The organism is Caloramator mitchellensis (assembly GCF_001440545.1).
Lineage (GTDB): Bacteria > Bacillota > Clostridia > Clostridiales > Caloramatoraceae > Caloramator > Caloramator mitchellensis.
On sequence record NZ_LKHP01000001.1, the window covers coordinates 36,887 to 50,883 of the forward strand.

Annotated in this window: 6 protein-coding genes; 4 read left to right on the top strand and 2 right to left on the bottom strand. The window is 32.4% G+C overall.

Translation table 11 applies throughout. The features are described from left to right. Positions 1-6: 6 nt before the first annotated feature. From ABG79_RS00195 to ABG79_RS00205, 3 genes are all read left to right on the top strand, one after another. The gene (locus ABG79_RS00195; protein WP_057976450.1) at positions 7-951 is read left to right on the top strand and encodes an acetyl-CoA carboxylase carboxyltransferase subunit alpha; all 945 of its coding nucleotides are present in this window, start codon (positions 7-9) and stop codon (positions 949-951) included. A 13-nt stretch (positions 952-964) separates the two neighbouring features. Further along, positions 965-1,582: a biotin--[acetyl-CoA-carboxylase] ligase gene (locus tag ABG79_RS00200; protein WP_057975883.1), complete on the top strand. Its 618-nt coding sequence runs from the start codon at positions 965-967 to the stop codon at positions 1,580-1,582. An 84-nt stretch (positions 1,583-1,666) separates the two neighbouring features. After that, positions 1,667-2,404 carry a DUF3298 and DUF4163 domain-containing protein gene (locus ABG79_RS00205; RefSeq protein WP_057975885.1) on the top strand — a complete coding sequence of 246 codons (738 nt, stop codon included), beginning with the start codon at positions 1,667-1,669 and terminating at the stop codon, positions 2,402-2,404. A 148-nt stretch (positions 2,405-2,552) separates the two neighbouring features. Here the strand turns inward: ABG79_RS00205 and ABG79_RS00210 are convergent, their stop codons facing one another. Further along, a complete protein-coding gene (locus tag ABG79_RS00210; RefSeq protein ID WP_242859283.1) occupies positions 2,553-3,050 on the bottom strand; it encodes a superoxide dismutase family protein in 498 nt (165 codons plus the stop codon). 208 nt (positions 3,051-3,258) lie between these two features. Here ABG79_RS00210 and ABG79_RS00215 point away from each other — a divergent pair, with 208 nt between their 5' ends. Beyond that, positions 3,259-5,331 carry an alpha-amylase family glycosyl hydrolase gene (locus ABG79_RS00215; protein ID WP_057975887.1) on the top strand — a complete coding sequence of 691 codons (2,073 nt, stop codon included), beginning with the start codon at positions 3,259-3,261 and terminating at the stop codon, positions 5,329-5,331. A gap of 138 nt (positions 5,332-5,469) precedes the next feature. On the opposite strand, the gene ABG79_RS00220 is transcribed toward ABG79_RS00215, so the two are convergent. Continuing rightward, complete coding sequence (locus tag ABG79_RS00220; protein ID WP_057975889.1) at positions 5,470-13,989, bottom strand: glycoside hydrolase family 94 protein; 8,520 nt, start codon at positions 13,987-13,989, stop codon at positions 5,470-5,472. Between the last annotated feature and the right edge of the window lie 8 nt (positions 13,990-13,997).

Here is a 13,997-nt window from a genome sequence, read left to right on the forward strand (position 1 = left end):
TTGAATATATTTGAAATGGAAAAGGCATCAGAAGAATTGGAAAAGAAGATAAAAGAACTTAAGGATTTTGCAAAATGTCAAAATATCGATTTGAGCAGTGAAATAGAAATTTTATCAAAGAAATTAAGCGATTTACAAAAGGAAGCTCTAATAAATATTTCAGCGTGGGATAAGGTTCAGATTGCAAGAAAATTAGAAAGACCAACGTCTCTTGATTTGATTGATAAAATATTTGACAATTTTATTGAATTTCATGGGGATAGACTGTTTAAAGATGATGAGGCTATAGTAGGTGGAATTGCTCTTTTAGATGGGAAGCCGGTAACAGTTATAGGGCAGCAGAAAGGCAGAAATACGCAGGAAAACATTAGGCGAAACTTTGGAATGCCTAATCCTGAAGGATACAGAAAAGCATTGCGGCTGATGAAGCAGGCTGAAAAGTTTAATAGGCCTATAATTTGCTTTGTTGATACTCCAGGAGCCTTTTGTGGAATAGGCTCAGAGGAGAGAGGGCAGGGAGAAGCTATTGCTAAAAATTTATTTGAAATGTCGGGCATTAAAACTCCAATAATTACTCTGATAATTGGAGAAGGTGGTAGCGGTGGTGCACTTGCTCTTGCTGTAGCGGACAGAGTCTGGATGCTTGAACATTCTATCTATTCCATCCTATCCCCTGAAGGATTTGCTAGTATACTTTGGAAGGATGCCACAAGGGCAAAAGAGGCTGCATCTTATATGAAATTAACTGCTCAGGATCATTTGGAGTTTGGAATCATAGACAAAATAATTAAAGAACCCATTGGTGGTGCACATAAAGATATTGAAAAAACATCTGAATCGATAAAAGAAAATTTAATTAAGGAATTGGAAACATTAAAAGAATGTGAGATTGAAACATTACTAAAGAATAGATATGATAAGTTCAGAAAAATAGGAAAGTTTATTGAATAGTGGTGTAGATTAAATGGAAAATGTTTTCTTAACAATAGGGAATGTTAAATTTGATTCTAAAAGATATTTCACTTTACTTAATACAAATGTATTAGGAAGAAAGTTGATATTTTTTGATTCTATATCATCAACCAATGACATAGCAAAGGATTATGCTGAATTAGGAGAATGGGGACTTTGTATATTAGCTGAAGAACAGACAAAGGGAAGAGGAACCCATGGGAGAAGATGGTCCACATGTAAAGGACAATCAATTGCTTTATCGATTATATTGCCACCGGAGTGGATAAAAAATACTGCATTTTTAAGCATTTCTGCTGCAAAGGCTGTTGTAAAAGCACTGGAGAAATTTGATGTTCATGCCTATATAAAATATCCAAATGATGTTTATTTGAATGGTAGGAAGTTAGCTGGAATATTAACAGAAACCTTTTTTAATGGTGAATGCTTAAAATACGCAATTATAGGTATAGGTGTAAATTTGAATCAAGATGAATTCCATGAAGAACTTAAAGATATAGCAATATCAGTTAAACAGGTATTAGGGTGCAGTATTTCAAGGGAGGAATTCCTTGCATTCTTGTTAAATGAGGTTCCAGCCACCGCACATTTCACATTTTGCCAGAGCTGAAGATTCAGCTCTTTTTATTTATAAAAATAAATTCCTTCCTTATGGGAAAAATAAAAGTAGAAATTAAGGAAGGAAGGTGAAAAAATGAAAAAAATAATATCAGCATTATTAATCATTTCAATTGCACTGATTAATACAGGCAATGCGTTTGCACTAGATCAAAACAGCAACGCAAAAGAAGAATGCAAAGTAACCGTAAGAAACTTTCACTATGAAAAAGTGACTGATGTAATTAAATCTAATCTTGATGTTCCAAATATTATTGGGCTTAAAAATTTACGTATTCAAAGAAAAATTAATGCAATGTTCATAAAAGACATTTTCAGCTTCAGCAGAAGAATTGAAAAAATGGCATTAAAGGCTCAAAAGGACGGCGTCTTAAGAAATCCCTATGAGGCATATACAAGATTTAAAGTGGCATTTAATTGCAACTGCATTTTAAGCATACCAGTTACTTTTTATGAATATACAGGCGGGGCCCATGGAAATACAGTTATTAAAGCATATAATCTAAACCTTAAAAACGGTAAAACATTGGGATATAAAGATATATTCAAAAAGGGATTTGACTATAAAACAATAATAGTAAATGAAATTCAAAGGCAAATTAAAGAAAATAAGAACGATATTCCATATTTTGATGATGCACTTGATACAGTTGCTAAATTTACAGATGAACAGCCATTTTATATTACAAGCGAAGGCCTTGTAGTATACTACGGACTATATGAACTGGCACCCTATGTTGCAGGAATACAGGAATTTACAATACCTTATAGTTTGCTAAAGGATGGATTAAATGAGGATTTAATAAAACCATGAATTAAGTAGTATTTTCAACTTAATAATATAATAAAAAATTAAATATTGAAGTATAACGTTGCAAAAATTAAAAACCCTCCTGTTGAATAAGCTAAGAATTTCATAGGAGGGTTTCGTGTTAAATATACAAATTTATCCTTGAAAATAACTAATACCTTCTAATTACTCCGCATGCGATTCTTTTTCCAGAATCTCCAGCAGGTTGTGTTCTATAATCATCGGGATTTTCATGAATTATAACTGATTTACCTATAATGTCATCAACTTTGAATTTGTTAGTAAGAAAAATAATAAAGGCTCGACCATCATTGGAAAATAGAACTGGGAAATCACCGGCATGGTTGCCATGGGGCTGATTTGTCGGATTATAATGGCCTCCTGTCTTAATAAATGCATCATAGTTTTCTTCACAGTTGCCAAATTCATGAATGTGAAATCCATGTGGACCAATTGGTCTTTTAGTTTTTTCATCGATTTTGTAATCAGGAAGGCCTAGGATGTCAGCCAAGACATAAACACCCTGTTCGGTTTGATAAAAGAAAACCCAACCGAAAATTTGAGGATAATCGGAACTCCCTTTAATTTTTGCATAGGCATAATTTGAAATATTTTGCATCATTGGAAATTTAAAAAAAGTGCAAAACATATATATCACCTTTAAATGATTCATTAATATTATATGAAATCTGAAAAAATTGGCTAACAAAAAATTTGTTAAGGTAAAAATTGTAGAAATAAAGTTATACAAAAAATTATTAAACATAAATAAAAATTTTTAAATACCCTATTGAAAAAGGGGATTTTATTGTATAATAAAAATGTGTTCAAACGATTGCATAGTTAGGAGGCGGGGTATGAGTTTTAGCAGCTCTTCAATAGGGAAAATAGCATTGTTGCTTAAAGATAAGATTTGTTTAGGCGAAGATATGGATTACAAAGTTCCAAGTATTTGGGATTCATTTGGCTATACTGGAGATGAAAAAAAGGTTAATGATGATGGAACGATAACAGTAAATCCATATAAATTTTATTATCAATGTATCGAGAAAATCATATTGCCAAAGCTTAAAGAGGGAGTAGACTACAGTAGACCATTATCAAAAATAAAAAAAGAAAGACATGAAAAAGGCTATAGAGGTGGAGACTGGCTCAAAAAGAGCAATGTGTATGGTATGCAGATAAGAACATCTTCTGCATGGGACCATGATGCAGATGGGAAACTTGAACTTACAAATAAATTTGGTTTAAAGGATACAGGGACTTTTATTAAAACACTGGTTTTGTTACCACTTATAAAGAAAATGGGATTTGATGCAATTTATATGCTTCCAATTACAAAAAATAGCATGCGATATTCAAAGGGAGAGATGGGCTCACCCTATGCTATTAAGAATTTTTTTGAAATAGACCCTAATTTAAAGGACAATCTATTAGAAGATACAACAGTTGAGGATGAATTTAAGGCATTTAATGAGGCTTGTCATGCATTTGGAATAAGAACTATGATAGACATTATTCCAAGAACATCAGCGAGGGATTCTGACCTTATACTTGAACATCCAGACTGGTTCTATTGGATAAAGCTTTGCGACATCGATAAATATCATCCACCTACAGTAGAAGGTTTTAAACCATTTACAAAGGCTGATGACGATAATGTAGAAGCTATATATAACGATAAGGAAGTTAAGGAACATTTAAAATTGTTTGTTCCTTCTCCAGACAAGATAAATCCTGAAAAATGGCAAAGCATTCAGAAAAGATGCAAGGAAGATAAAAGTCTAGACTTTTTTGATTTGATAGAAAAGGAATTTGGAATTACAACTGCACCAGCTTTTTCTGATTGTATTAATGACCCACAACCACCTTGGAGTGATGTTACTTATTTAAGGCTGTATTTAGACAATCCAGTCAAATCAGCTAAATTTGTGGATGAAAAACAGCCCCCATATATTCTTTTTGATATAATAAGGGGAAATGTTTTTCAAGGTAAAATTAAAAATATTGAGCTTTGGAACAAAATTGCCGATATAATTCCTCATTATCAAAGAAATTTTGGAATTGATGGTGCTAGAATAGATATGGGGCATGCACTTCCCTATGAGCTTGAACAGATGTTAATAGGAAAACCAAGAGAATTCGATGAAGACTTCGGATTCATAGCTGAGGAACTTAACAACAAAGCCGATAAAAAGGCTCTTAAGTCTGGTTACAATATGATTATTGGTGAATACTGGTGGGCAGAACCAAGAATAAAGGAAGGTCATTTTAAGAAAATGATTTATGACGTTTCAAAATTAAAACTGCCAGTATTTGCAACAGCTGAGACACCTGATACACCAAGAGCAGCATCAAGGGAAGGTGGAAAAGACTTTTCAAAATTTGCTGCAGTTATTAATAATTTTTTACCAAACACTGTTCCATTCATTACATCTGGAATGGAAATATTTGAAGTTCAACCAATGAATTTAGGACTGGACCCTCAACCTAATGGAAGATTTATGCTCCCAGAGAATGACCCTCTTTACGGTAAACTTGCATTCTTTGATAAATATGCACTTCATTGGAATGATGCTATTTCAAATAATATGATTGAACTAATTGAGAAAATAAGCAAGATAAGAAGAAAGTATCTTAAACAACTTACTATGGAAAATTTTACAAAGATTAGAGCGGGAAACGAATCAACCATTGTTATAGCATATAAAATAAAGAAAAAGAATGATAGATTGCTGTTAGTTGTTGGAAACGGAGATTTTGAAAATAGCGTGAGCATCAAAATTGATTTAGATAAATTGTTGGATGGGCCAGCAATAGACATAAAAACATTATTCAGCTCAAAAAATATTATGGAAAAATTTAAATCAGGCGATAAGTTAATAATAAAGCTATTACCTGGAGAGGTTAAAATATTGACTTTACAATAATGTAATATTTCTAGTATAAAAAATTAATGCCTATATTTTGAACTTCATTTCGACTAAAAATATTTAGTAAGCCCTATGATGATTTTAATATGGCATCAATCATAGGGCTTTACAATAGCAATCTTGGTAAAACAATATTTATAACACCACTTCAACAACATGCTCTACCACATCATTAACCAGTGGTATTATATTTTTTTCTAGCAAATTACCATCCAGGATTGTTTTACTCACGCCTTTATTTTTCCCGTCTGTATTAAATACTCTTATTTTATAAGTGGTGTCCATATACCTATAGGTCATTTCATATTCCTGCCAATGCTTTGGAATGCAAGGGTCTATCATCAATTTATCGCCTGATTTTTTGAAGCCGAGTATTTCTTCTATACCAACTTTATACATCCAACTGGATGAACCTGTATACCAGGTCCAGCCGCCTCTTCCAACATGGGGCTCGACAGCATAAACGTCAGCAGCCATTACATAAGGTTCAACTTTGTATTTTGCAACTTCAAAATGTGTTCTGCTGTGATTAATTGGATTAATCATGTTGAAAAGTTCCCATGCCTTATCACCATCGCCTAAAATGGCGTATGCATAAATAACCCAAGTTGCCGCGTGGGTGTATTGACCACCATTTTCCCTAACTCCAGGCACATAACCCTTTATATAACCTGGGTGTAAATCACTTTTATCAAATGGTGGAGTGAAGAGCATTATTATCCCGGCTTCGCGGTTTATTAAGTAATTTTCGAGAGATTTCATAGCAATTAAAGCTCTATTATAATCTGCTGCTCCGCTTATTAGACCCCATGTTTGAGCGAGTGAATCTATTTTGCACTCTGTATTTAAACTTGAACCTAAAGGAGTTCCATCATCAAAGTAAGCCCTTCTATACCATTCACCATCCCACGCATTTTCTTCAATAGATTTTAAAATATTGTTGATGGCATCTTCATACCTTTCAGCCCTATGATAATCATATTTTAGTTTGCACAAAGGGATAAATTTTTTCAGTATTGCAAATATGAACCAGCCAAGCCAAACGCTTTCGCCTTTTCCTTTATTTCCAACGGTATTCATTCCGTCATTCCAATCGCCTGAACCCATTAATGGAATACCGTGTTCACCATAATTCAAGGACCTTTCAATGGCTCTTATACAGTGTTCATAAATAGAAGCCTTTTCTTCTGATTTAACAGGAACTCCGTATTTTTCGTCTTCGTTTTCACGTAATGGCTCACCTTCTAAGAATTTTGTTTTGACATCAAGTATTGAATAATCACCTGTTTTATATATATATTCAATTACAACAAATGGAAGCCATAAAAGGTCGTCGGAGAATTTAGTCCTAATTCCCTTTGTATTTGCCGTATTGTGCCACCAGTGTAAAACGTCACCTTCAACAAATTGATGCTTAGAGTGAAGTATAATCTGTTCACGGGCAATTTTAGGAGAAATATTTATTAACGACAGAACATCCTGTAGTTGGTCTCTAAATCCATAAGCACCTCCGCTTTGATAAAATGCACTTCTTGCAAGCAATCTGCAGGATAGTGTTTGATAAATAAGCCATGAGTTAAGCATAATGTCCATCGACCTATCTGGAGTTTTTACCTGCAATACATTTACAAGAGAATTCCAATGCGTCTTTACTTTATTTAATTCCTCTACACATTTTGTGATACTTTTATACTTATTAACTAACAAAGTGACGTCTTCATATTTATCTGCGGCGCCAAGTAGAAAGACTATTTCTTTTTCTTCTTGTGATTTTACGTCTACAGAAATTTTTATTGCAACACAAGGGTCATAACCTGCCCCGAAATTGTTTGAAAGTTCATCCTTCATAATTCCATAGGGCATTCTTAAATCTTTGTATGGGCCTATAAACTCCATTCTATCGCAAGTAAAGCTGTCTTTTATTTCGGACGTATCAACAAACGAAACGGTGCCAGGAAAATCTGTGTTATAGGTGTTTTTAAATATTATAGTCCCCGTTAAAGGTAAAACATCTGTTAATATAAATTGCTGTGAACTATTTTCGCTAACCCCTAATACCGGCCTTATATAGTAATATAAACTTATTTTTCTATCCACGTTTGCAGTGTTTTTTATTTTAATCAAATTTATTTTTAAAGTATCCTCAACGGGAACAAAACTTATTAACTCCTGATATAAATAATGATTTTCCTGAATAAACTTTGAATAACCTAAACCATGCCTAATGATATACGATTTATTCTGTCTAACTGGATTTGGCGTTATACTCCAATACTCATTAGTTTCATTGTCCTTTATATAAATCACTTCACCCTGGGAATCCGAAACTGGGTCATTACTCCATGGTGTTATTTTGTTTTCACGACTATTCTTATACCATGAATAACCACCACCGGCTTCAGTTATTAGCGAGCCAAATTTTTCATTAGCTATTACATTAGACCAGGGTAGAGGAGTATTGGTATCGCCTTTTATTTTTATTACATATTCATTATTTTGTGTGTCAAAACCTCCAATTTCATTGAAAAATTCAAGATTTCCCAAAGGGATATCGTTATATGGTAAAGTATCTGAGATTATAGTTGGCTCAATTTTATAAGATTCTGTATAAACAGGAGTAGATTTAATTTGCTTAACAATAGAGCCCTTTTGGGAATGGATTATTAACCTTGCAACAGTATACAACAAATTCACATCTTCTACTGGCATTTCGTTAGCATTTAATATGAATACTCCGCCTGCTGAATTTACTTTATCGCTTGTTATACTTCTCATAACGGTGTCCAATATTAAATCACGTAAGGGCTGCAAATAAGAACCTTCATCTTGGTTTAGAATTACTAAATCAACTCGTATTCCTTTGTTTCTCCAATATTCATGTGCTTTAAGCATTGTTCTTACTTGGTCAATATCTTCAGATTTATCAATGGTAACTAAAACTACAGGCAAGTCACCCGAAATGCCGTATTGCCAAAGAGATTGCTGCCCCTTTGTGTTGTTTTTAAGTAAATCCTTATATCGTTGTTTTAAGGGACTTAAATAAATTATATGCGATAGCATGCTGTCAAAAGCTTCAACTTCATCAGGTTTTAGATTAAGGAATCTAAACTCCATTTTGCTTCTTATTCCTGCAAGTTCAAATGCCCTTTGAATATTAGATGTATCCGTATATTTCTTGCATAAATCATAAACCTCATCCTTGTTGGGCCCAACGCCAATAACATAAGTTATTGTAGCAGATTCACCTTTCTTTATTTCTAACCTGTTTCTTAAACTCATAATAGGGTCTAATACAGCGCCAACTGATTTAGATAGAGGATGCTTTAGAGCAATAGCATCTTTCAAACTTTTACCCCTACCAATAAATTTCAATCTATCTGTTTCATATTCTGTATCACCGATTTGGTTGCCTTGCAAAACAACTGAAGAAAATGCCCAGTAAGGAGTTCTTCCTTCTTCTCGTGGTCGTCTCGAAGCAAAAATTGCATTGTATTTATCATCAAATTCCGTTCTAACAAATAAATTGCTAAAGGTAGGATGTGCAATATCTGCCATGATATTGTTAAGCACTATTTCAAAATAGCTTGTAGTTTCAAGTAAAACATCGTCATTGCTAAAATTTGTAATAGTTACTTTTCTTATTTCACAATTATCCTCAGGTGATACACATATTTCAGTATGAACTTCAAGGTCATCTTCTTTGGTTAAATATTCAGCTTTATCTGGAGAATATTTAACTTTATAATATCTTGTTTTTTTACATACTGGTTCAAAAGTTGTAGAGAATATCTTGTCGCTGTTAAGATTTCTAATGAATATGAAGTTGCCATATAGCCTTTGAGTTACATCATCTCGCCATCGATTTATATAAATATCATTCAATTTGCTAAAGCATGAACCTCCATTTGTTAACATTAAAGTATAGTTTCCGTTTGAAAGAACATGGCAAACAGGAATGTCGCAATCAAATGCACCTAATTCTCTAACAACTATCTGTTCTTTGTATTCTTCACGCTTAAATGGTTTAACTGTTTCTTTATGTTCTTTTGTAATAATAACCCTTAGAGGAACTTTTTCCTGCAGTAAAAATTCACCGCATTTAATCACTGGGTCTGAATGAAAGTATTCAACAAGTATGTTTTTATTCAAGAAGTTATTAATAGATGCAAGAATCATACCTTGATGGTGCGCCATAAAGCTTTCTACTACAGCCGCGTTTTTATTTCTTGGAAGTCTATCGGGTGTGTAGTCTATGGCTTCATAAAGCCCATAAACTCCTTCTCCAATGTCATTCAATATTTTTTTGATATTTTTCATAGACTCCTTTGGACTAAAGGGTAGTGCAAGAATAGTCGAATACGGTGATACAACCATATCATTTATTAGCCCTCTCTTTAATCCAAGGTCGGGCACCCCGAATGCTTTATACTGATAGTTTAGTAAAAGGTCAAATGTATAGAAGCCAGATTCCGAAGTTCCCCATGGGACCTTTCTACTTTCCCCATAATTTATCTGAGCTTTTATAGCAGTATGATATGTTTCGCTTAATAGGGTATTATCAAATGTCTTCATTATTATAGGTGGCATAAAATATTCAAACATGGTTCCAGTCCATGAAACTAAGCTTCTATAGCCATTTATTTTAACAAGACTTCTACCAAGCTTAAACCAGTGAGTAGATGGAACTTCTCTTCTTGCAACAGCAAGGTAACTTGCAAGCCTACTTTCAGATGCAAGCAAATCATAATATGAATTGGTAAGTTTATTTTCTTCCACATTGAAACCAATTGAGAACAAGTCGCGCTTTTCATCATATAACAATGTAAAATCAGTATTATCTATTATTTTGTTTAAACGATTGATTATATCACAGGTTAAGTTTATAAGCTCAGAAACTTTATTATATGCTTTTTCAAATACATTAACTTCATTAGATAATTTTTCATTTAATACTTTTTCACAAACTGACAATAAATTGTTAAGAGATGGATTTTCTTTAATATTTGTTATTTGTTCGCTCAATTTTTCATCATCTGTATTCAATAGTATAAACGGCATTAAGGTTTCAATCTGATTTTTTATTTCAGCAGCATAATCGATGGTCTTTTTTGTCCACACAATTTTGCTTTGAGGGATTGATGATAGTTCAACACAAAGTTTATAAAGCAAATCATAATCCAGCTTTTCATAAGATAATAATTCGCTAATTCTATCGTTAAAATTATTATCAAGTTCAACAGTAAGATTAATAGTATCCCTTAAGCCCAAAACAGTCTCTTTAGAGAGCAAAGGTTTGCTCAATAAATCATTAATACCCTGCCTTAGAGTAATTAAATACCCTATAAAATTGCCATTGTCTACTGTTGAAATATAGTATGGTCTTAAAACCTCAAGAGTTCTTGTATCATACCAATTGAATAGATGGCCATTCCACTTTTTTAATTTTTCTAATGTAGTTAGTGTGTCATATATTTTATTCAAAAAACTTTCAAAGGATAAATAGCCAAGATTATATGCCGAAAGGCAACTCAAAAGATAAAACCCTATATTCGTAGGTGAAGTTCTATGTGCAACTTTTCTAACGGGACTTTGTTGATAATTATCCACAGGCAGGTAGTTATTATCCTTGCCGCTAAATTCTTCATAATACAGCCAGGTTTTTCTTGCAATGCGTCTTATTATTTCTACGTCTTCCTTTTCAATTTCAAAGGATTGAGTTTTAATAATGCTAATTGAATATGCTATATAGGGTGAAGAAAGCCACAAAATACAAACAATTAATGTTGAAAATATTAAACTATTAATTGCAAATGATGATACTAAACATATAACTGATAAAATTATCCCAGGATACATTCTGATAAAATAACTTTTCAAATCGTTCTTTAAAGTGCTTTCAACATCAGCTGCTGTAACCCATTCGAGAGTATTTTTATTGGATATATAAATTCTATAGAGAGTTTTAAAAATTGCGTGCGCCATCATATATGCCTGATAAGGAAGGAACGCAAAGTTCAATAGACTCTGATAAACTGTTGCTTTAAGTCCATATATCAGATTTCCATTTAACTTTTCTCTTGGAGAAATAATCCATTTCAAATTGATATAATCAAGCAATCCCAAAACAATAGGGAAAAACATTGAAGATATTACTATAAGGAATATAATTATATTACTTACAAACAGAATATTAAATAGTATCAATATAAAATACGAAATAGGTAAAATACTTCTTCTCAGATTATCAATTATTTTCCATTTTGAAATAAAGTTGAGTGGATTTTTTACAACTCTACCATTTGCATCCCTAATCTTAGATTTAAGCCAATGTATTGTTTGCCAATCGCCGCGAGTCCACCTGTGTAAACGCATCATGTATGAACTATATTTTTCGGGGTAGTTATCTATTAATTCTACATCTGTTACTAATCCTACCCTTAAGTAGCTACCTTCTATCAAATCATGACTTAAAAGAGTATTTTCCGGTATATCTTTTAAACTTTCTTTGAAAATATCAATATCGAATATGCCTTTTCCTGTAAAAATAGCTTCCTGAAAAACATCCTGATAAATATCAGATATTGCTTTAGAGTAGGGGTCAATGCCACCGTTGCCTGCAAATATTCTAGAAAACGTGCTCTTATTTGCACTTTCTATATTTATGCCTATACGGGGTTGGATTAAACCGTAACCTTTTTTGACAACTTTTGTTGATTCATCAAATACAGCTTTATTCAATGGATGGGAGATAGCTCCAATTAGTTTTTCAGCACTCCCTATAGGCATTATTGTATCGGCATCTACTGTCAATATATACTTTGCATTTTTGAGAACGGATATATCTGATGAAATCAATGTATATGTTGTTTCCTGACTGCCCCTGATAAGTTCAACAAACTCAAAAATTGCTCCTCTTTTTCTTTCCCATCCCATCCATTTATTTTGCCTTTGATTAAAAATTTTTTTTCTGTGAAAGTAGTAGAATATATTTTCATCACTTGAATATTTTTTGTTCAAACTGTTAACAAGCTCTAAACCTTTATCTATAATTTCTTTTTCGTTTCCAACTATTTCTTCCTTAGAGTCAACAAAGTCTCCTAAAACAGCAAAGTAAATATTTTTTCCTTTATTTGCATTATAGTTTATTTCTAATTGTCTAAAAATACTTTTTACTCTCTCAACATTTGGAAATACAGTTGGAACTATTACAATTGTTTTATATTCTTCAGGTATACCATCTTTAAACTCAAGCTTAGGTAAAAAAGTAGCTTCGAAAATGTGAGTGAATATCCAATTAGCAATAGATATAGAAATATCACTAAAAGGAAACAAAATCAGTATAAAAGAAACAAGACTTAATGTTACTTTTCCAGAAACAAAATATACCAAATAAGCAAAAGATGACGTTGATAGCAGTAGGAATAGAATTATTGTTGAAAAATAGAGTAATCTCTTGGCTTTCTTTTTGTCAGAGCTAATTTTTCCAGTAAGTTTGTTAATTAAAACATTTCTTCCATCATCTAGTAAGTAATAACCAATATGGCTGGATTTCTCATCTTCACCAAATTCTTTAGATAGCAATATTAACGTTTTAGCTATTTTACTCTCTGATACCTTATATCTTTTAGATAATTTTCTTACTACGTGTCTATAATAATCACGAGTTTCACTGTCCTGTTTTAGGAAATATGCATCATTAGATAATATTTTGTCAACTGCTGAAACTTCTTCAAAAATCTCATTCCAGTCAAGTGAACCTATTAGCCTTAGGCTGTTGATGCTATTTCCAAAAGATATAGTATGCTGTGACTGTTCTTGGTGCTCTATATTTATTGCATTATCAATGCTTATGTTTTCATCTGATAGTTTTGACTTGATAAAATCCAAAATAGGTTCATAGTAATAATCGTTTCTTTTCAAGCTTTCAGTAAGATGTTCTATATAAGTTGAAGTAATCTTTTTTTCTTCTAAATCCTTTATTAGATGTTCAGTAATTTTTTCATAGTCATCAAACCTTAGAGCAGATTCGACCTTTTCCCATTCATATTGAGTTGCATTTATTTTTTCGCATAAAAATCTTAATTTCTCAATTAAAGCAATTGAAATAATTAAAGGCAATGCCCAAATTTCGTTCATCGATAGAGGGTGTATTTTTTGATAGGAGTTCAGGAAATTTACAAGGATGTCCCTGTCGATTCTACCATCAGTGTGTGATATAAGTTCAATAGCAAGTATAAATATGCGAGGAAAATTTTTATAATAGCCCTTGTCCAATACCTCTAATTCTTTATAGATATCGCTATTTATATTTCGTATTACATTTTTATAAGTTTCCTCTACAATATAAAAATTATCAAGAAGCCAATCACTTCCGGAAGGCAAACTTTTTCTTTCTTTTGCTTTCTCATTTGTCTTGACATATGTATCACAGATATATTTGTAATTATCAATTAAACGGGGCTTAATATTGCTAATGCCCCGTTTATTTTTTGATATAGAGTGTCCCTTTGCAATTTCTTTAGCATGCTGAATAAGTTCATCATAACTCAATATAGCATCCTTGATTTCTATATAAACTTTTGATTTTTTAACGGGTTTGTTTATTATAATGAGAGTTAATAGAAGTGCGGCAAAGAAAATAGCAACATATAACATGTGCCCAT